We start from the raw sequence: 20,607 nt of genomic DNA, 5'->3' as shown, positions 1-20,607 counted from the left end.
CCATTCTCTGGATCTTTCTCGGACAGTCATTAGCTTTTCAGAGGGCTTGAAACAAGAAAGAGAAACGAATTTGAATTCTGATTTGCAGCGGACGAGCATTCTCTCCAAGATGCTCGCGTATGCATTTTGCCTGGTCCGACGCTTTTGTTGTATTTCTATATTTTGGAATCGTTTTGTATTCCGGTTATAAGACCGGAAAAAAAAGCTCGGAATCGAACGAGTTCTTCCTTGCGGGTCGCTCTCTTTCCTGGATCCCACTTTCCCTTTCCATAGTCGCTACGGAAACCTCGGCACTTACCTTCCTATCCGTTCCTGGGATTGCCTACTCCGGCAATTTCACTTTCTTGCAAGTGATCTTGGGTTATATTCTGGGCAGAGTGGTCGTAGCGACTTTACTTCTTCCGCTCACCTATCATGGAAATTTTCTCTCCGTCTACGAATGGGTAGGAACTCGTTTCGGAAGAAGGTCCCAAAAAACAATGTCGGGGCTCTTCTCTGTGACCAGGGTCTTAGGGGATGGAGTTCGTCTGTATGCTTCCACTCTTCCTGTTGCTATGCTCTTAGAGGTAGGGATCAATCGGATCGCTCCAAGTCCTGTCTCTCAATATTCAATCGGCGTTTGGACCCTTGTGCTAGTCACCTTCGTGACCCTACTCTACACGATGCAAGGAGGTTTTAGATCCGTAGTTTGGGTGGACACACTCCAATACTTCGTATATATTTTCGGAGGAGTGTTTGCACTCGTTCTACTCTACCGATCATTTCCGGATCCTGCCGGAATATTACACCAAGCATTAGAAACACATAAATTAAAATTGGTCGAACTTTCCGACCAACATGCGACCTATTTCCTTCCTTGGGCAATTCTGGGAGGCGCCTTGCTGAGCTTAGGCACTCATGGAGCCGACCAAATGTTCGTGCAAAGATGCTTAGCCGCTCGAAACCTAAAGGATGCAAAGAAAGCGATGATCGGATCCGGTATTGCAGTCTTCTTGCAGATGATCCTATTCCTAGCGATCGGAACCTTTCTTTATTATAAATTTGCCGGACAGACCTTGAACCAGGACAAAGTATTTTCCAAATTCCTGATCGAAGAAGTGCCTGCTCCTTTCTTGGGACTTCTACTTTCCGGGATCCTGGCTTCGACCATGTCTACTTTATCCAGTTCCATCAATTCACTTTCCTTGACTGCAAAAGCGGATTTCGGCTGGACCTTGGGAGGACAGAAGACTTCCTCCGTATTCTTTGCGGCACTGTTATTCTGCAGCTCCTTCTTTTTCTTTTCTTTGCCCGAACAATATACAAAAGGACTTCTGGAACTTGGGCTAAAGATCTCTTCCTTCACAGTTGGTTCCATGGTAGCCGTTTTCCTAAGCGAAGTGATCCCATTTTTACGAAAAAGGATCACGACTTCGGATCTTGGGTTGGCCCTTTCCCTTGCTAGCGCGATTCTTTGCACTGCCCTTTTAGGAACATTCAAGAATTATAATTTTACGATCTTGGTCCCGACGGGAATGGTCTTATTCTGGACCTTTGCCTGGTCGAGCAGCTTCTTGTCTAAGAAGTAGGAAGAGAATCCAAGAAACCAGTTAGTATCTTTTGGTATTCTAGCGCCTTAGTGAAATGGATATAATGATCCCCGCCGGGGATTGTTTGAAAACTTGCGTTCGGAAAATAAGACAAAGAGATCTCTCGATCCCCTTCTATGAAATACTCGGAACTTCCTCCAAGTATAAACAATACTCTACCTAGATATTTCTTTTCATTTCCAGGAAATTGGGATTGGAACATTCTGCGAGAAGAAGAGATGCCATCTACATTCAGTTTCCATTTATAGCCGCTTTCTGTTCTTTCTAAGTTCATCAATAGGAAGTTCCGAATGAAAGGATTCGGTAGCAAAGGTGCAGTAACCTGATCGATCTCCTGTCTATTCTTGTATTTGGATACATCCGTTCCTAGGACGGCAAGCTCCGCATCGTAATCAAAAGGATAATCCCTGGGTGCTATGTCCTGGATGATCAAAGTATCCACCTTCTCTGGATGCTCCAAAGCAAATGTCATTGCCACGAGTCCTCCCATAGAATGTCCTAAGACGATTGCCTTGGGAATGGAATGATCCTCTAAAAATCCTAAAATGTCCGCCGACATAGAATGCAAGGTATGATCCGAAGAATGAGGCGAATCCCCATGATTACGCAGATCCAAACTGAATACTGTAGAGTATTCACTTAGATAATCCGCTACGCTCATCCAGTTCTTAGAAGAACCGAAAAGCCCATGGAGAATAAGGATGGGACAAGAAAATTTAGGAGTTCCGTTGAGCGGATGTTCCTTAAAAGCGAGCTTCACTTTTTCAGACATTCCTCTTCGATGATCCTTAGCTTCGGATGGAATTTCTTTCCATATCGAAAAGGCAGTTCTTGCACTTTGGTCTTAAAAGAACGGATCTGGTTCTCTTTTTGCAATTTAGTATCGCAAAGAAGAGTTTCTCTATCTTTCGTATAAGAGACGAGTCTCTTCTCCAAATGAGAAGCGAAGATCACTGAATAGTTCCCATTCGGTTGTAAAAGTAGGTATTTCAGTCTGCGATTCTCTTCATCCTGCAAGACACAGATCGGGTCCTTGCCGCATTTGATCTCAGGGGTGTTCTTTACCGCCAAGTAGGCCGCAAAATCTCCTGGCTTGGAATTCGGGTAGGCCTCCGCTGTCTTCCAGAAGCTTTCCGGTCTGACCTTCAATCTTGCAGATTCAGATACATTCGTGAAGGTATCGGACCACATGCCATTTTTAGAATATACTCCAACCTCGGTCGGAAAATTCTTGAGGATCTCTTCCAACTTCGGTCTGGATTTGGATCTGTATTCGATGGATTGCAATACATCCAAATATTTTTGGAGGACGACCAGTCTTCGGATCTTTAAGAATAGGAACTCATTTCCCTGAAAGAGGGGTCCTTCTTCTACCCTTGTTAAATAGCTGAATACGGATTCCAATTCGCTCGGACCAGAATCCTCATACAGAAGTCTTTCGATGGCTTTCGTGATGACTGTGTAAGTGCCCTTATTCCCTATCTTAAAGAGGGATTTAGCGTCTACCCAGCCGGTCAAACCGTCTTTATCTGTCAGCAGTTGGTATTTCGACTCGGAACTTTTTTGGTTCTCCGAGGAAAGTATTTCCCCAAAGGAAAGTTTACGCAAGACCTCCGACTTTCTCTCCGGAAAGAGAGAAAGTTCTGTTCCAGGTTCCAATACAAGATACTGCCTTTTCTCCTGTCCGAAAACCGGATGGATCAAAAAACCGATCAGTATGAGAAATACTAGCCGGTGTACAGGCATCTGTATTAGTGGGAAAGGTCCCGCACCATATCGGAGATTCTAGAAACACCTTTCTTAATGTCCTCTTCTCCCATTGCATAGGAGAGCCTGAGAGCATTATCATCCCCGAAAGCGATCCCGGGAACTGCGGCTACTTTATATTTCTCTAATAAATGAGCACAGAATATCTTACTCTTGCTCTTTTCCGAACTGGAAGCGGCCAGTTTCTTAAAGCCTTCGGTCTCATAAACCCCGGAGAGATATGGAAATACATAGAATGCGCCTTGAGGGACATTTACTTCCACTCCCGGAATTGCATTCAACAGTCCTATGATCAGGTCCCTTCTCTTTTGGAATGCCTTTGCCATTTCCGCAACGCAAGCCTGGTCTCCGGTCAATGCAGCTTCTGCTGCCGCTTGGGAGATGGAGGAAGGATTAGAAGTGGACTGGCTCTGGATCGTATCCATATTTCGAATGATATCAACAGGACCAGCTCCGTATCCGATCCTCCAACCTGTCATGGAATATGCCTTAGAGACCCCGTTCGTCACGAAGGTAAGTTCCTTCAATTCGGGAGAGATCATGGCTATATTAGAAAATTGGAATCCATCGAAATTGATGCACTCATAGATATCGTCGCTGAGTACCATGATCTTATGCTTTAAGATCACTTTTCCTAAAGCTTCCAACTGACTGCGAGTATAAGCGGAGCCTGTAGGATTCGAAGGGGAATTCAGGATCACCACCTTGGTCTTAGGAGTGATCGCCTTCTCCAATTGCTCGGGAGAAAGTAGGAACCCTTCTTCTTTTTTGGTAGGAAGGATAACGGCTTTCCCTTCCGCCAAGCGAACTATATCCGCATAGCTCACCCAATACGGAGCGGGAATGATTACTTCGTCTCCTGGATTTAGTGTTGCCAGAAAGAAATTGTATATGACCTGCTTTCCGCCGGTTCCCACGATGATCTGGTTTGTAGAATATTCCAAACCGTTGTCTCGTTTGAATTTGGTTATGATTGCGTTCTTCAGCTCCACTGTTCCGGAAACAGCAGTGTATCTGGTTTGGCCCTTATCAATTGCCTTCTTTGCAGCTTCTTTGATATGAACCGGGGTTTCGAAATCCGGTTCTCCGGCTCCGAAGCTGACGATATCCTCGCCTTTCTTTTTTAATTCTGCCGCTTTAGCACTGATGGCTAGAGTGGGTGAAGGCTCGATTACATCCAGCCTCCTAGCGTTCCATTCCATTTGGTCCTCTCTTTTTAGTTGGCCCCGACTTTTTCTTCCAGAGATTCTCTGAATTGGTCGAGAGTGTAAATTTCGTATTCGTATCCCTGCTCGGTAAGGAACAGTTGTCTATTCTGCCCGAATCTCTCTTCGTTTGTATCTCTCGAGATCAAAGAATAGAATACTGCAGTATTATCCTCACCCTTAGGTCTTAGGATACGTCCCAGACGCTGTGCCTCTTCCTGGCGAGAACCAAAAGTTCCCGAAACCTGGATCGCGATATTCGCATCCGGTAAGTCGATGGAGAAGTTCGCCACCTTACTCACTACTAGAGACTTGATGCGTCCCGATCTAAAGGCATCGTACAATTCCTGTCTTTCTCCCAAAGGAGTTTTTCCTGTGATCAATGGAATTTTGAACTTTTTAGAGATCTCTTCCAACTGATTGATGTACTGTCCGATCACAAGAAGATGAGACTCGGAGTGTTTCTTCATGATCAGATCGATTGCCTTTAGTTTCTCCGGATTCTCGGAAGCCAGACGGAATTTCTCCCTGTCGTCTGCGATCGAATATCTCATACGAAGATCGTCTTCCATAGAAACACGGATCTCTTTACATTTTGCTTCCGCGATCCAGGACTTGCTTTCCAACTCTTTCCAAGGCACATCATATTTCTTAGGCCCGATCAAGCTGAACACGTCTTCTTCCAGACCATCTTCTCGAACGAGAGTTGCGGTCAGTCCGAGTCTTCTCTTTGCCTGCAATTCCGAGGTCATACGGAAAACAGGAGCCGGAAGAAGGTGCACCTCGTCATACACGATGAGCCCCCAGTTATTCGCGCTAAACAGATGGAAGTGGGTAAAATCTCCCCCCTTCTTCTTTCTATGAGTAAGAATATTGTATGTTGCGATGGTGATCGGTTTGATCTCCTTCACTTCTCCGGAGTATTCTCCGATATCCGATTCTGGAATGTCGGTCTTGTCCAAGATCTCATTCTTCCATTGGCGGATAGAAAGCGTGTTCGTGACCAGAATAAGAGTCTCTGCGCCAACGATCTGCATAACTCCGATCCCTACGATCGTCTTTCCAGCACCGCAAGGAAGTACTACTACTCCGGAACCACCTTCGTTGCCTCCTCCTGCGTGGAATACTTCCACAGAGGCTCTTTGGTAGTCTCTCATTCCGAATTTTCTTCCGGACTTGGTAGTAGGTCTTAGATTGAATCCGTATTTGTTTCCTTCGTCGTAACCGGCGAGATCTTCGACAGGAAAACCGATCTTGATCAAGGCTTGCTTGATATGACCTCTGAATTCCTTTTTAATATAGATCTTATCGCCTTCTGTCTTCTCTATATAAGGCTGGACGGCTCTGTGATTGGAAATTTCTTGCAGGAAGCCTTTTTCGTTGGAGATAATACAAAGATCCCCGTTCTCTTCCTTGACTAGTTTTACTTTTCCGTATCGACCGATCTGCTCTCTGATCTCATTGATCACGTTCTTAGGTACGGAATATCTGGAGTATTGCTCTAAGCATTGAACGATCTCGTCCGCGCTCATCTTGATAGAAGCGGCGTTCCAAAGGGAAAGCGGAGAGATCCTATATGTATGCAAGTATTCGGGACTTTTTTCCAATTCCGCGAACTTGGATACGACTAGCTGACAGGCTTCAAATTCAGGATTATCCACCTCCAAAAGCATAGTTTTATCACTTTGTACGATTAACGGTTTACTCATTTGGATGCGGAACTCCCCTAAAACTTAGACTGAAAATGACCCCTTCCTTGTCAAGAAGAATACAAATAGAAGGCCGAATCATGCCGTCCTCACTAAAATTCTGAATTCTCCGAACGTTTCTGAATAACCTTTTAACTCTTTCAGATCCTGTCCGGAGAGTAAGGCATTGCCAGGAGCACTGCAAGGTTCTATAGCGATCGCTGTCTTGTCCGGTTTCGTATAGATTTGATAGTAATTCAATGGGATTTGTCCGTCTTCTGGATGCGGACTGAATATGGTGATGGAATATTTTAATTTCGAATTTTCTAAAATAACTCTGGGTTCTCTTCCGTAGAATAGATGATCTAGTTCCGGAATACTTCCGTCACTCACGATGCTATTCACCGGATTCGAAATAAACGGTTGGATCGGGACCAGATTCTCATTCAACTCTATGTTCTTGTCCAAAGTGAGTTTCAGATTCCAGTCGGCAATATCGCCTACCAAAGAAAAATAAGGATGATATCCGTATGCGAAGCGAACTGAATCCGATCTTAGGTTATTGAATCTAGTTTTAATACTTAGTAATGTACCTGCGGCAGTCTCTTCTAAGGAATATTCTTCGCGGATTGCCACGCAGGAAAGAGGAGAATCCTTCCATTCTTCCGGAAATAAGACCCTGAACTCCCCTCCCTTACCGTCAGGTCGGATCTTGAGAGCTTTTCTTTCTAGGGAATGCACTGCTCCGTGAACCGGATAGCCACCGTTATCTCGAACGATCCTCTCGTCACGGATACTTCTCCCATTTAAAATGAAATCGGAAGATGCATGTCGATTCACCCAAGGGAACATGAGAAAGCTTCCCGACTCGAATATAGGTCTTTTCGGATCGTACGGGAAGATGATTGGGACTGTTTCCTTTCCAGAACTCGGAGTCCATTCCCAAGCAAACCATTGTTTACCGTCGGTTTGGAAGCTAGACTTCTCAGTCCGAAATTCGTACATTGCGGGAAGGAGGTTGAGAAAACGCTTCCATAGGGAAAGTAAAAAACGGATCCCAGACTTTTTTTTGAGAATTCCAAGTTTCGGAAAGGAATTGAAGCGATACGCAGTCTTCTCAGAATGGGTCCCAAGGCTCGCATGAATTTCCGTACCAAAGGATTCCTTCTTTTACTGCTCGGAATTCTTCCTTTTACTCATTGCATTACAATTCCGTTGACTCCCCAACCTTTAGCCATTCCCCAAGAGAAACTCGTGGAAGGCTTTCCCGAGGGTGGAAAGGATAAGATCCTAGTCATTCCTATAGAAGGAGAGATCTTCGAAAGAAAGATCTCTGGAAATGCGCTTACAAAGGATAAAGCAAGTCTAGTAAGCCTTGTTAAGATACAGCTTGCCTTGGCCCTCAAGGACCCGGATATTAAGGCGGTGATCTTAAAGGTGGATTCTCCTGGCGGATCAGTAACTGCAAGCGACCTGATCTATCATGAAATCCTAGAATTCAAAAGGAAGAAGGGAATTCCAGTACTCGCTCTATTCATGGATGTAGCTGCCTCCGGAGCCTATTATCTAAGTATGGCTACGGATCATATCCAAGCACTTCCTACTACCACTACCGGCTCCATCGGAGTGATCATGTTCAATATCAATGCAAAAGAAGCCTTAGACAAACTAGGGATCAAGAGCATGACCATTCGTTCCGGTCCGAATAAGGCCACCGGAAATCCATTGGAAGAATTCACTTCGGAACAAAGAAAGATCTACCAGGATCTGATCACAGAGAATTACGAACGCTTCCTTCAGATCGTAAAGAAGGGAAGACCTAAATTGAAGGAATCGGATATACGCAGACTTGCGGATGGAAGGATCTATTCGACCAACCAAGCATTGCGAGAAGGTCTTGTGGACTCGGTCGGTTATTTTGAGGATGCGGTAACTACTACTACCAAATTACCAGGTTATCGTTCTTCTAGTCCGGGCCTTCCTCCAACGGTAGTTTTCTATTCCTACCAAAAATCCGTTCCAGAGAATTTTTATCAGATAGAAAGCAATTCTGCCGAGAAGAATTTACTGGAAAATATCCTTCCTTTCAAAACATCTCCGGACTATAGACTTCATTATTTATTTTCTCCCTGAATTAGGATAGCAACCGGATAAAAATATAAGATGCTCTTTAACTCTCTGCCGTTTATCGGCTTATTCAGTATTACATTCCTGATCTACTGGTCCATTCCCCAGAAAGGCAGAAAGCCATTGCTTCTTCTGTCTTCCTTGATCTTTTATTTCTATTCCGGATTCGCATTCTCGATCCATTTCCTTTTAGTCATCGCGGTGAACTTCTTCTTCTCCTTAAAACTTTGGGAGAAGAAGAGAGAAGGACAGGCCACCTCCAAATTACTCTTCTGGATCATTCTTCTAAATTTCCTGAACTTGGCCTTCTTTAAGTATTTCTATTTCTTCTTGGATACTTTGGATTTCTTTTCGGGTTCTTCCGCATTTTCTCAGTTTGGCACGACCATACATATCCCTCTACCCTTAGCGATCAGTTTCTATACATTCCAGTTAATAGCCTTGCAGGTGGATATTCATAGGGATCATGTTCCGGAGAAGATCCCGGCCTTAGATTACTTTTTGTTTATATTATTCTTTCCGCAACTGATCGCGGGTCCGATCATGAGGACTACGGATTTCCTTCCTAAGCTGGACAAACCTGCTATCGATTTCGATCGGGTAAAATGGGGAATCTTTCTGATCCTCTCCGGTTTATTTAAGAAGGTGGTGATGGCGGATAATATTTCCGGGATCATTTCTCCTGTGTATTCCAATCCGGAAAGTTATAATTCCCTAGCGTTGTACGTTACTACTTTCGGTTTCGCTTGCCAGGTGTATTGCGATTTCAGTGGTTACACGGATATAGCGAGAGGTTCAGCATACCTGCTCGGTTATGAGATCCCGGAAAACTTCAGAGGACCTTTCCTATCTCCTACATTCAGGGAGTTCTGGGGTCGTTGGCATGTCACCTTATCCACTTGGCTAAAGGACTATCTCTATATTCCTCTCGGAGGAAGCAGAGGTGGTTTTTGGAGAACCCAGCTCAACTCTCTTATCACAATGACCTTAGGCGGGCTCTGGCATGGAGCGAATTTCGGCTATGTGATCTGGGGAGCCTATCTCGGACTCATCCTAGGTTTAGAAAGACTATTCTCTCCGGATCCGAAGAAAGAGGTAGATCCAAAAGGTTGGAAACGTTTCTGGAAGATCACATTGATCGTACATCTATTTGCGGTTTCCGGGATATTCTTTAGGACTGCTTCCGTAGGCAAAAGCTCTCTTTCTTTGGCGGGTGAGTACTTTAAGGGTTTCTTAAATATACTCGGCGGAAAGGCGTTGGTCCGCTGGGAGGAGTTGGTCCTCTTCATCCTTCTGGCATTCTTCTGGAATGCAGTTCAATACTATCCAAATCTGAAAGAAAGGATCAGTCGTAGATTCGTTTGGCTACTTCCTACGTTTTCGATTATTATGCTTTTGTTATTAGGCATTTTTGGGGATGGAGGAGGAGAATTTATCTACTTCCAATTTTAAAAATATTTCCGTTTGCCTTCCCAAAGCCGATCCCGAAAATTGGAGGGGCTTTGGGCACGGAAAAATCGGTGGTGGCAAATGGTCCTCTCAGGCACTTCTCTCCTTTTCTCTCTTTGAAATCGTATTCTATTATAGGGATCATCTTCTCTTCTTTCTATCTCTTAAATTGCTATCCTCCTTCTTGGATCAGGGAACTTCCCACTTCCGAGCAGACTGTGGCAGATGTGCAGCTACAAGGTCTCTATGAGAAGAGACTTCCTCCCTACTCTCCTTACACTTCTGTACTTTATCGGGAAAACCATTCCGAGAACCTGAGATTCGATAAGGCTACAAAATCTTTCCGAAAGTTTTACACTCGGGAGATAGAAGAAAAAGGCCTTGTGCAAAAATTCAGAGTGGTTGGTGAAGGAAAATACAGATCCAAAGGGAATTGGGTGCTACTCACAACGGAGAAAATAGAATCAGAGGAATCCGTTTGGAAAAACGGACAACAAATCTCCGGAACCGGAGTAAATACCGTAGCATCTTCTCATAAACTATTGTATCATTATGATGCATCTTCCGACTCCCTCATTCCGATGATCAACGAAACAGGATACAGAGAAAAAGCGTTTGGCGTAGTGGACGGAACCCAAACACCGTACGCGGAGGATGAGCTGTTTCGTCTATCGCGTAGAAATTATACCTTGAAAGAATACCAGGGCCATGCCTACTTCAGATCAAAATGAGAAGTTCGACTACCATCAAAAAGTATCTGAAGGAAGCCTGGCCGATCATTATCGTGCTCAATCTTTCCATACTGGGTTGTCTCAGCCTTGGATTGAGATTCTATACTCCACCGGTCCACGCTCCGATCGTATTTCTCTTAGTCGCTAGCTTTACCATTTTTGTTAATTTCTCCGCATTCGTTCTATTCCTTACCGAAAAGATCCTGCCCAAGGAGCAAGAATTCGGAAAGATCATCAAAAGATTCAGAAGAGGAGACAGTAGGATGCAGAACTACGTCTTCCCTTTGGACTATGTGGATGAGAATTATGAGATCAGAGGACGTTGTCTCACTTATAATCCGATCGGAGGCGACTTCTATAATTTCCTGAAAGACAAGGAAGGGAATTATTGGTTCGGGATCGGCGACACTTCCGGTCATGGCTATGTCGCAGGGCTCTTCAGCATGATGATCATGAACCAGATGAGCCATTTGATCCATAAGAATGAACATCCTCATGAGATCATAGACCAGATCATAGAACATCTCGAGGAACGGACAAATACCTATCCTCATATCCATCGAAGCCTCTACGCTACCTTTCTTCTGATGAAAGCGGATGCGAAGGGAAATTTCTTGCATTCCGGGATCCATCCTAGTTTAGTTTTATATAAAAGTAGAGAAGATAGTATAGAGATAGTCGGAACAGATGGTAAATTCCTCTCCACAGTCATGAATTCCCCTTTAAAAAAGCCGAAACCTTCTCAGCATTTTAAGATGGAAAGGGACGATATCCTTTTCTGTTTTACGGACGGTCTATTTGAACAGAAGAACAAGAGTATAGGTGGATACTATGGAGAGAATCTATATAAGTTCCTGGAAACCGCTCCTAAAAAGAATATTCGCAAACTGATAGACAACTTGTTTACGGATATAGTCAAGCATACTGGGGGAAGGATCCAAGACGATATGAGCCTCCTCGTCGTTCGAAAGTTCTAAGCACTTAATTTCCGGATTGAAGGATCGGGATCGAATAGGAATCTAAGCCATGGACCATGAATATTGGGTAGTAAGATTGAGCGGAGTTCTCGTTTGGAACGAAAGAGATATTCGCAAAGTCTTGAGAGTTGTATCCGACAGCAGCCATTTCACTGGACTGACAATAGAGGAAACTTTAGACTTCCTACAACATGGCTGCGAAGAGGAAATAGAACTGCTCAAGCAGACCTATGACTGGACCCTTTTCAAGAAACAGCTGATCTCCAAGCTAACCAAGAGGGAGATCAAAGCACCCGGGCTCTCGATACTACATCCTGATCTTGTGGAAGAAGATTATTCCTGATCCATTTTCTGTTTTTAGACCTTTCTCGTTCTATAATCCTTAACATAATACTATGATCCACTTAGAAGGAGAAAACTATCATTTCTTTTTCTGCAATCCTGACTCGGTTGCCAGGGTACAGTCCAAGATCTCTCCTTTTTACGATCATCCTCTCTCCTCGATAGAAGAACTTCCCTATCTCTATTCCCAACCTTCTCTCGTCCCTAAATTCCTGTACGAGATCGAATATGATAGGAGGAGCTATCCTTCTTCTCCCATGAAAACTCCCAGTTACATGAAATATGAGAACGGTTTGCTTTCCTCGGAAGACTCTAAGTTTGGGGCAGAATGTTACGAACTGGCTCAAGGAAATACTTATCCGATCAAAACCAATCCGTATAGGATCTTAGGCAGTCCTCCTATCTTCGTCACAAGAGACGGGGTCCGGACCCAAATCGGGATCTCTAAACCAGGAAATTTCAGTTTATCCAGACTCATACGTAAAAGGATGTTCTCCACTCGCTATCTATCTCTTCGCGATATAGTGAATCCGGAATTGGATGAAGACTCGGTCATTCGTAAGATAGAGGAATTGTATTTCGATAAGGAGAGTAAAACCTTCCTATTTCGTTTGGTGAAGATACTCTATGCGGGAACTCCTGCAGCCGAGCAGGAGTTAGTGTCCAATCTATTCACATATGAAATCGAATTTGCGAAATTCCTAAGAGATAGGATCTTTTCGATAGAGATACTTCCTCTGATCCACGGACCCTTTCTGAATTCTATATTAAATAAACTAGATGAACGGATCCTGAAGTATTCCATTCCAAATCTCTCCCCTCCTGTTCGGAAAATGGTGGAGAAAAACGTATCCAAGAATAGATGGAAGCAGATCCTGGACGGTCCGAGTAAGAAGCCAGAGCTCGGAGAATCCTTTCCGGAGATCGTGGAGAAGGAGATCTTCAAGAGATTCTCTAGGCGCATCTATTATGAGGAAGGGAATTTTTCCGTATACCAAGAATCTGTCGACCCGGAACAACTAGAGATCGGTGCAAGAGCCACGATAGAATTCCAAGCAATTGCAGGAGATAGATATAATTTGAATTCAAATAGAGAAGGAATCCTACTCTATTCCGTTACCAAGGAAAAGATCCTTTTTCAGATCCAAACATATATGGAGATCGTTCGCTTCGATCTATTCCTTTCTAAGAAAGAAAGGGATTCCTTGGAATTTTTCCGAATACCTTCCGGATCCATACTTGAAATCCCCCGTTATGACCAAACTAAGATGATCGTAGGAGCAGCTATCTCTAACGAGAAGAAACCCCTGGAGTTCAGCCTTCTTTCTTTTGATTATTAGGATTCCGTAGTTAGTATCCGTTTTACGGATTCTTTCCAAACTCGGATCTCTTTTTCTCTCTGAGCGGCACCAAGCTTAGGTACAAATTCCTTGTTCGTCTTTTGGTTCTTTTTTAGATCTGCTACGGAAGAATAAAACCCTCTTTCCAAACCGGCAAGATATGCGGCTCCTAAAACGGTAGTATCCAAATTAGAAGGTCGAACGATTTTCTTACCTAAGATATCCGCTTGGTATTGCATAAGCCAATTGTTTGCTGTCGCTCCCCCATCCACTTTCAGAACCTTGAGCTTAGAACCGGTATCATTTTCCATGGCTTCTACTAGTTCGTAAGATTGTAATGCAATAGATTTGAGAGCCGCACGAGTGATCTGTTCTTGAGTTGTATCCCTGGTCAAACCTAGGATGGCGCCTCGAGCATTCATGTCCCAATAGGGAGCGCCCAAACCGGAAAATGCAGGCACGAATACTACTTCGTCCTCTTTGGTAACGGATGCGGCCATCTTCTCCGAGAGCTTGGATTCTTTAAAGAATCTCATATTGTCCCTCAGATATTGGATCACCGCTCCTCCTATAAAGATAGAACCTTCTAAACAATACACCGTCTTTCCTTCCGGTCCGCAGGCAAGCGTCGTGATCAGATTGTTCTTAGAGATCTGCAGTTTATTTCCGGTATTGAAAAGTAAGAAGCAGCCCGTTCCATAGGTGTTCTTTGCTTCACCCGGTTCCGTACAAAGTTGTCCGAACAAGGCTCCTTGTTGGTCTCCCACGAGAGAAGAGATCGGGATCCCATCCGGAAGTCCTTTCACTCCTTCTGTTCTTCCGAATAAGTTGCTGGAATTATGTGCTTCCGGAAGGATCGCTTCCGGGATATTTAGGATCTTTAGAAGTTCCTTATCCCATTCCTTTTTTTCTATATTGAAGATAAGAGTCCTACTCGCATTCGTATGATCCGTTTTATGGGATTTTCCGTTCGTGAGTCTGTATAGAAGATAGGTATCGATCGTCCCGAATAGCACCTTTCCTTTTTCTGCGCGGGCACGGACTCCCTTCACATTATCCAGGATCCAGCGGATCTTGGTGCCGCTGAAGTACGCATCTACTACGAGTCCTGTCTTTCTTCTAAAGATCGGTTCCAAGCCTTCTTTCTTCAGGCCCGCACAGAAATCGGATGTCCTACGGCATTGCCATACGATGGCATTGTACACAGGAGCTCCCGTTTCCTTATCAAAAAGAACTGTGGTCTCTCTTTGGTTTGTGATCCCGATCGCGATTGCCTTTTCCGGTTTGAGCTTCCCATTGCGAATGGCTTTTAAGATAAGCTTCTCTGTCTTTGCCCAAATCTCTTCGGGATCATGCTCCACCCAACCCGGTTTAGGAAAATGTTGTTTGAATTCGGAATAAGCGCTGGAAATCACATTCCCAGATTTATTAAAACAAAAGGTGCGTATACCGGTGGTCCCAGCGTCGATTCCGATGATGTATTCACTCATCCGATTTTCTCCCAGTTTGGTGTAAAGATTTAGATTTGGATCTCGAGGCCTTCTCTAGCCATGATGATCTCTAGTTGGTTCTGAGGATCAAACATTTCCTTGTATTTGATCGCTCTTAAATACACTGCGTCTAGCTTTTCGTCGTCATACGAAGGATCATGATGGAACATTACTAATTTCTTAACATTCGCCCTGAGCGCAATATCCGTCGCCATAGAAGCGGTGCTATGACCCCAATCGATCTTTTGTAGGGATTCCTCAAAAGTATATTGCGTATCAAAGACCAAAACATCCGCACCCCTGAAATAATTCAGATAGTCCTCTATATTTTCCATCTCATCCAGATTGAATTCTGCATCGGAAGCAAAGATGAATGCCTTACCATCTTCTTCGAATCTATAAGAGAAGCTTCCGCCCGGGTGACGCACCGCCTTGGAAATGGCAGTGACCGAATCGGTAACTCGGAAAGCCCTTCCCTCAGGAACGTGTTTGAATGTCTTTTCCGCATGGAAGCCATCGAACGGAACTGGAAAATGCGTGAATGTATGTTGGTAACGAAGTCTTTCTTCTAGATTCTCTACGGAACTTACGAATTCGAATTTATTTCCGGGAGTGTATAAGGGAACGAAGAATGGAATTCCTTGGATATGGTCCCAGTGAGTATGAGTAAAGATCCAGATCGCCTTTCCCTTTCCGGCGCCGTATCCTTCGTGTAAGATGGAGTTCCCGAGCTCGCGTAGTCCTGTTCCACCGTCTATGATAACGAGTTTATCTTCTTTGTCTCGGACCTCGATGCAGGTAGTATTCCCGCCATACGTGCTCCAGTTGGAAAGAGCAAGAGAATCCAAGAAGTCCTCGATTGCCTCAGGACTTTGCAGGTCAGAAGGAGAAGCGAGACTCAAGATCCTAAGGATCTTGGACCGGATCAGATCGCCTTGGACGGGAGAAGAAATGGAGCCCCGTACTCCCCAAAATTTTATCCGCATACTGAAATTATTATCGTCCGAACCCCGGAGTTTCGCTATAAAATCGAGCACTCAGTTTTTAGGAATTCGTGCATTTTGCCAGTCATTTCTTATTCGATTCGGAATAGATTTCGATCAAATTTTGGTTTAAAAAAGAGTTTACCTCCTCTTTGCCACAATTTAATCTAATTGTTCGGGTTCCCTCCCGGTTTAGATCTTCTTTTCCCCTTTTTTTAAGTGGATCGTTGTTTTCTTAACCCGAGGACAGTCAGAGAAATAGAGAATTCGGAGCCGTTTTTCATTGGAAGGTTTTCAGACAGATGTGTCTTTAGAGAACGGAGCTTGCATAGTCAAGATCCAGGGGAATGTCAGTCTCAAAAACGCATTCGCCTTAAAAGAACTCATCATCCGACAGTTCGACGAGGGGCATAAGGATATCATCCTTGATTTCGAAGGCGACGTATATCTGGATTCTTCCGGTATCGGGGCCATCTTCAATACCCAAAAGTATGTGATGGAAAGACATGGTCATCTCAAACTGAGAAATCTAAGTAGGGATGTAATGACCATTTTAAGGATCGCTAATCTGGACAAGCATCTGGATATTATCCAGTAAGTTCGATCCTCTAGATCGGGTCTTCTTCTCCTATGTTAGAAGTCGTTAGGATCTATACGAGTAGCCCTCTTCGGAATTTTTCCTATCTAGTCCATCAATCGGACACCCAAGAAACTCTCTGCATCGATCCCTTTGAATCATCTCAAATCTCTCATGCCCTTTCCGCTAAAGGCTGGGACTTACAGTACATCCTAAATACTCATGAACACCATGATCATATTTCGGGAAATGAGGGTCTCATTCGTGAGTTCGGAGCAGAAGTGCTCGCCCACCCGAATGCAATGTCTAGGATCCCGGGCGCCACTCGATCCTTACAGGAGAAGGAAAGACTTTTGAGCAACCTGGACTCTTCTTCTTATTTAGAGATCTTTTATACACCGGGACATACATTTGCTCACCTTTGCCTTCTACAAATGGAAAAAGAAATTCCGCATGCGGTCTTTACGGGAGACACTGTATTCAATTCAGGTGTGGGCAACTGCAAGAACGGAGGGGATCCGGAGACTCTATACAATACGATCCGAGAGAGATTCGAAACTCTTCCCGGTTCCGTTAGACTGTATCCGGGCCATGATTATTTTAAGAACAATCTTCGCTTTAGTTTGCATATCGACCCAGCAAATCAGGCCGCCAAAACCGCTCTCTCTAGAGTCGAATCTCTGAAAGAGAACGAAGAATTTTGGACCACTTCCTTTTCGGAAGAAAGAACATTCAGTCCCTTCTTCTTAGCGTTCCATCCAGAAGAAGATCTTGTGCGAGGAATTAAAAAATCGATCGGGAATGAGTCCATTCCCTCCGATCCGAAATCACTCTTTCTTGCACTCAGATCTCTTCGAGATAAATGGTAATTATCCATGAAAAAATACGATATGCTCGTCATCGGTTCCGGTGGCGGGACCAAACTTGTCACTCCTCCTTCTAAGCTAGGGTATAAGGTTGCCATCCTAGAAAAAGAAAGCTTAGGAGGGACCTGCCTGAATCGAGGTTGCATTCCTTCTAAGATGGTCATCTATCCTGCAGAGATCCTGGCTCTCGCAAAGGAAGCCTCTCGATTTCAATTGGATATCCCTGGTCCTCGCACTGTGGATTTCAAAGCTCTGATCGAAAGAGTCTCTGCTACCGTAGATGCGGATTCTGCTAGTATCCTTCCCGCGTATGAGAAAAATCCGAATATAGATCTGTATCCGTACGAAGGTAGATTTCTAGAAGATAAGGTAGTCCAAGTAAACGGGGAACGACTCACAGCGGATCGTATCTTTATCGCCGCAGGTTGTAGACCGAGTATTCCGGAGATTCCCGGTCTTGCCGGAACTCCTTATATGACAAGCAGAGAGGCCTTAAGAAGAACCGATCTTCCCAATCGACTTCTTGTGATCGGTGGTGGTTATATCGGATTAGAACTCGGTTTTGCCTATTCGGCTTTCGGCTCTAAGACAACTTTCCTAGTTCGAAATAGGATGCTTTCTCATGAAGATAAGGATATCGTAGATGGTTTTGAAAAAGCATTCTCCAAGAGAGAGGATGTAAGGCTCGGTACGATTGTAAAGAAAGTAGAATATAAGAACGGTATCTTCACTCTAGACTGTTCGGATGCAAATGGCAATTTTACGATCGAAGGAGATGCTCTCTTAGTCGCCACTGGGATCAAACCGAATACGGATTGGCTGGACCTGCAAAACACAAGTATCCAAACCGATGAGAAAGGATATATCAAGACGAACGAATATTTGGAAACGACCGCTCCCGGAGTGTACGCATTAGGAGATATTATTGGAAGATACTTCTTCAGACATTCTGTGAATTTTGAAGGAGAGTTCTTATTTCAGTCCCTCTACGTGGACAAGGTTAGAACTCCGGTCGAATATCCTCCTGTACCTCACGCAGTATTCACACATCCCCAGGTGGCTGCCGTGGGAAAAACAGAACAGGAATTGATCCGAGAAGGAACCCAATATATTTCCGCAATCAATCCGTATTCGAGTAGTGCCACAGGAATGGCGAGACTCTCCGAGGATCAGTTCGTAAAGATCCTAGTCAGTCCGAAGACTAGAAAGATCCTAGGAGCGCATATCATTGGGGACGAGGCTTCCAATTTAATCCATCTTTTTATACTCCTAATGACCATGGGTGGGACTCTAGAGGACTTGCTTAAGATGATATATGTTCATCCTGCATTGCCGGAAATCGCAAGAAATGCGGCAAGAAAGGCGAGAGAAATCTTAAGTGTCTAATATCCTAAGAAGCCAAAGGATTGCCGAAAACAGCAAGGCTTCGAATTGTATTCTTGGAGCCGTTTTTTCGGGGATGAATAAAGCATTAGAGATAAAGAATTTGGTGAAGACCTACGCTGGGGGAGTGCAGGCCTTAAAGGGAATAGATCTGACCGTGGACGAGGGGGATTTCTTCGCTCTACTAGGTCCGAACGGGGCGGGAAAATCGACTACGATCGGTATCCTAAGCTCCTTGGTAAACAAGACCTCGGGTTCCGTGAAGATCTTCGACGCAGATATAGATACCCAAGTTACATTAGCAAAATCTTATATAGGTGTGGTTCCCCAGGAATTTAATTTCAACATCTTCGAAAAGGTGGAGCATATCGTAGTTAACCAAGGCGGTTACTATGGACTACCTCGAAAGGTTGCACTGGAGAGAGCTCATAATTATCTAAGCCAACTTGGTCTCTACGAAAAACGTCTAGAAGGAGCAGGTAGACTCTCCGGAGGAATGAAACGTAGGCTTATGATCGCAAGAGCCCTGGTTCATAATCCGAGGATTCTCATCTTAGATGAGCCTACTGCGGGAGTAGATATCGAATTCAGACGTTCTCTTTGGGATTTTCTAGTCAAACTGAATGAGTCCGGGATCACGATCATTCTAACGACGCATTATCTGGAAGAAGCGGAAAATCTCTGCAAGAAAATAGCCATCATAGACCAAGGAAAGATCGTGGAGAATACTTCGATGAAGGAACTCTTGGTCAAATTAGATACTCAGATCTTCATACTGGATCTGAAGGATCCTATCTCTGTTCCTCTCAATCTGAACGGTTTTCGCTTGAACCGGATCGACGATCTCACATTAGAAGTGGAAGTAAATAAGCATAATTCCTTAAACGAGCTCTTCCAGTTATTGGATAAGAGCGGAATACAGATCTCCAGTATGAGAAACAAATCCAACCGTTTAGAGGAACTGTTCCTGAAACTTGTGGAGAAGAAACTATGACCTTCGAAGAAAAGTACAATGCATTTTCCACGATAGTTCGAAAGGAAACCGTTCGTATCCTTAGGATTTGGATCCAAACGCTGATCCCTCCTGGCATCACGATCTCTCTGTATTTTCTCATCTTCGGGAAATTGATCGGCTCCCAGATCGGGGACGTGGGTGGACATACTTATATCCAATTTATCGTTCCAGGACTCGTAATGATGTCCGTGATCTTGAATGCATACAATAATGTGGTCTCTTCCTTCTTCGGAGCTAAGTTCGGAAAGAATATTGAGGAACTCTTGGTTTCCCCTACTCCTGCTTATTTGATCGTGCTCGGTTATTCTATCGGAGGAGTGATCCGGGGAGTCTTAGTCGGAGCCATCGTAACAGTGGTATCCCTATTCTTTACGGAGCTCAGACTTTACAGCGTAACAATAGTTGTGATCACAGTGGCGCTTTCCGCTCTTATGTTTTCCATGGGGGGATTCTTGAACGCACTTTATGCCAAGAAGTTCGACGATGTGACCATCATTCCTACTTTCATACTGACACCTCTCACCTATTTGGGCGGGATCTTCTATTCCATCAAGATGCTCCCGGAAAGCTGGCAGATCGTTTCTAAATTCAACCCGATCCTCTACATGGTGAATGCCTTTCGCTACGGATTTTTAGGGGTGAGCGATATAGATCCCGTGGAAGCGATCGGACTTCTTATCCTCGGAACGATCCTACTCTATTCTATCTCCGTCTATTTATTAAGTAAGGGCTTTGGTACTAGAACATGATGCCGGATGCAAGTATTGAGATCGAATCCATTTTAAGAAGGGAACTTTCTCCCACAGTTTTGGAAGTAGTGGATTTTTCCGCAGAGCATGCGGGACATTCCGGCAATCCTACGAGTTCCAAACGAGGAACTCATATACGAGTTCGGATCGCATGCTCTTCCTTCCAGGGAAAATCACTCTTGGAACAACATAGGTCCGTATATTCTCTCTTGGATCCTTTTTTAAAGAAGAAGGGAATCCATGCACTGGAATTGAAGACGGAAGAAGCTTAAGGAAAAAAGATTGTTTTAAGGGCCTTCTCGTAAGGTGCTGATATTAGATTGTCTAAC

Annotated in this window: 20 protein-coding genes; 13 read left to right on the top strand and 7 right to left on the bottom strand. The window is 44.3% G+C overall.

The genetic code is table 11. The annotated features are described in order from the left end of the window. The first annotated feature begins 119 nt into the window (after window positions 1-119). Window positions 120-1,568, top strand: a complete 1,449-nt coding sequence (locus tag EHO57_RS03015; protein ID WP_135642759.1) for a sodium:solute symporter family transporter — start codon at window positions 120-122, stop codon at window positions 1,566-1,568. Here the strand turns inward: EHO57_RS03015 and EHO57_RS03010 are convergent. The 5 genes from EHO57_RS03010 to EHO57_RS02990 all read right to left on the bottom strand — a co-directional run bounded on the left by EHO57_RS03010 (window position 1,558) and on the right by EHO57_RS02990 (window position 7,254). Continuing rightward, window positions 1,558-2,361 carry an alpha/beta fold hydrolase gene (locus EHO57_RS03010; protein ID WP_135642757.1) on the bottom strand — a complete coding sequence of 268 codons (804 nt, stop codon included), beginning with the start codon at window positions 2,359-2,361 and terminating at the stop codon, window positions 1,558-1,560. The genes EHO57_RS03015 and EHO57_RS03010 overlap by 11 nt on opposite strands. Next, a complete protein-coding gene (locus EHO57_RS03005; protein WP_135642755.1) occupies window positions 2,346-3,335 on the bottom strand; it encodes an SH3 domain-containing protein in 990 nt (329 codons plus the stop codon). Before EHO57_RS03005 ends, EHO57_RS03010 begins: the two co-directional genes overlap by 16 nt. A gap of 5 nt (window positions 3,336-3,340) precedes the next feature. Next, window positions 3,341-4,558, bottom strand: a complete 1,218-nt coding sequence (locus EHO57_RS03000; RefSeq protein WP_135642754.1) for a pyridoxal phosphate-dependent aminotransferase — start codon at window positions 4,556-4,558, stop codon at window positions 3,341-3,343. Between the two features lie 14 nt (window positions 4,559-4,572). Beyond that, window positions 4,573-6,270: a DNA repair helicase XPB gene (locus EHO57_RS02995; protein WP_135642752.1), complete on the bottom strand. Its 1,698-nt coding sequence runs from the start codon at window positions 6,268-6,270 to the stop codon at window positions 4,573-4,575. 78 nt (window positions 6,271-6,348) lie between these two features. Then, on the bottom strand, window positions 6,349-7,254 hold the full coding sequence (locus EHO57_RS02990) for an aldose epimerase family protein (protein ID WP_135642750.1): 906 nt from the start codon (window positions 7,252-7,254) through the stop codon (window positions 6,349-6,351). A gap of 135 nt (window positions 7,255-7,389) precedes the next feature. Here EHO57_RS02990 and sppA point away from each other — a divergent pair, with 135 nt between their 5' ends. The 6 genes from sppA to EHO57_RS02960 are packed head-to-tail and all read left to right on the top strand — an operon-like array spanning window position 7,390 to window position 13,215. Beyond that, window positions 7,390-8,382: a signal peptide peptidase SppA gene (gene sppA / locus EHO57_RS02985; RefSeq protein ID WP_135642748.1), complete on the top strand. Its 993-nt coding sequence runs from the start codon at window positions 7,390-7,392 to the stop codon at window positions 8,380-8,382. A gap of 30 nt (window positions 8,383-8,412) precedes the next feature. Continuing rightward, a complete protein-coding gene (locus tag EHO57_RS02980) occupies window positions 8,413-9,828 on the top strand; it encodes an MBOAT family O-acyltransferase (RefSeq protein ID WP_135642746.1) in 1,416 nt (471 codons plus the stop codon). A gap of 50 nt (window positions 9,829-9,878) precedes the next feature. Beyond that, window positions 9,879-10,556, top strand: coding sequence for a hypothetical protein (locus tag EHO57_RS02975; RefSeq protein ID WP_246050497.1), 678 nt, complete (start codon window positions 9,879-9,881; stop codon window positions 10,554-10,556). Further along, window positions 10,553-11,533: a PP2C family protein-serine/threonine phosphatase gene (locus tag EHO57_RS02970; protein WP_135642744.1), complete on the top strand. Its 981-nt coding sequence runs from the start codon at window positions 10,553-10,555 to the stop codon at window positions 11,531-11,533. Before EHO57_RS02975 ends, EHO57_RS02970 begins: the two co-directional genes overlap by 4 nt. Window positions 11,534-11,582: 49 nt before the next feature. Further along, window positions 11,583-11,876: a hypothetical protein gene (locus tag EHO57_RS02965; protein WP_135642742.1), complete on the top strand. Its 294-nt coding sequence runs from the start codon at window positions 11,583-11,585 to the stop codon at window positions 11,874-11,876. Between the two features lie 52 nt (window positions 11,877-11,928). Beyond that, window positions 11,929-13,215: a hypothetical protein gene (locus EHO57_RS02960; protein WP_135642740.1), complete on the top strand. Its 1,287-nt coding sequence runs from the start codon at window positions 11,929-11,931 to the stop codon at window positions 13,213-13,215. Here EHO57_RS02960 and glpK read toward each other — a convergent pair. Further along, window positions 13,212-14,705: a glycerol kinase GlpK gene (glpK, locus tag EHO57_RS02955; RefSeq protein WP_135642738.1), complete on the bottom strand. Its 1,494-nt coding sequence runs from the start codon at window positions 14,703-14,705 to the stop codon at window positions 13,212-13,214. The genes EHO57_RS02960 and glpK overlap by 4 nt on opposite strands. 29 nt (window positions 14,706-14,734) lie before the next feature. Further along, the gene (locus EHO57_RS02950) at window positions 14,735-15,691 is read right to left on the bottom strand and encodes an MBL fold metallo-hydrolase (protein ID WP_135642736.1); all 957 of its coding nucleotides are present in this window, start codon (window positions 15,689-15,691) and stop codon (window positions 14,735-14,737) included. A 280-nt stretch (window positions 15,692-15,971) separates the two neighbouring features. Between EHO57_RS02950 and EHO57_RS02945 the strand changes: the two genes are divergently transcribed. The 6 genes from EHO57_RS02945 to EHO57_RS02920 all read left to right on the top strand — a co-directional run bounded on the left by EHO57_RS02945 (window position 15,972) and on the right by EHO57_RS02920 (window position 20,550). After that, the gene (locus EHO57_RS02945) at window positions 15,972-16,286 is read left to right on the top strand and encodes an STAS domain-containing protein (protein ID WP_135589355.1); all 315 of its coding nucleotides are present in this window, start codon (window positions 15,972-15,974) and stop codon (window positions 16,284-16,286) included. A gap of 32 nt (window positions 16,287-16,318) precedes the next feature. Next, on the top strand, window positions 16,319-17,134 hold the full coding sequence (locus EHO57_RS02940; protein WP_135642734.1) for a hydroxyacylglutathione hydrolase family protein: 816 nt from the start codon (window positions 16,319-16,321) through the stop codon (window positions 17,132-17,134). 6 nt (window positions 17,135-17,140) lie between these two features. After that, on the top strand, window positions 17,141-18,517 hold the full coding sequence (locus EHO57_RS02935) for a dihydrolipoyl dehydrogenase (RefSeq protein WP_135642732.1): 1,377 nt from the start codon (window positions 17,141-17,143) through the stop codon (window positions 18,515-18,517). A 73-nt stretch (window positions 18,518-18,590) separates the two neighbouring features. Further along, window positions 18,591-19,508 (top strand): ABC transporter ATP-binding protein, encoded by a 918-nt coding sequence (locus EHO57_RS02930; protein ID WP_135642730.1) that lies wholly within the window; start codon window positions 18,591-18,593, stop codon window positions 19,506-19,508. Next, window positions 19,505-20,278 carry an ABC transporter permease gene (locus EHO57_RS02925; protein WP_135642728.1) on the top strand — a complete coding sequence of 258 codons (774 nt, stop codon included), beginning with the start codon at window positions 19,505-19,507 and terminating at the stop codon, window positions 20,276-20,278. The genes EHO57_RS02930 and EHO57_RS02925 overlap by 4 nt, the downstream gene beginning before the upstream one ends. Then, entirely contained in the window at window positions 20,278-20,550 is a 273-nt protein-coding gene (locus EHO57_RS02920; protein WP_135643322.1) for a BolA family protein, read from the top strand. Before EHO57_RS02925 ends, EHO57_RS02920 begins: the two co-directional genes overlap by 1 nt. The last annotated feature ends 57 nt before the right edge of the window (window positions 20,551-20,607 follow it).

Source organism: Leptospira langatensis (assembly GCF_004770615.1).
GTDB lineage: Bacteria > Spirochaetota > Leptospiria > Leptospirales > Leptospiraceae > Leptospira_B > Leptospira_B langatensis.
Note: the sequence above shows the minus strand (reverse complement) of the source record. Positions and strands in the feature narration are given on the sequence as shown.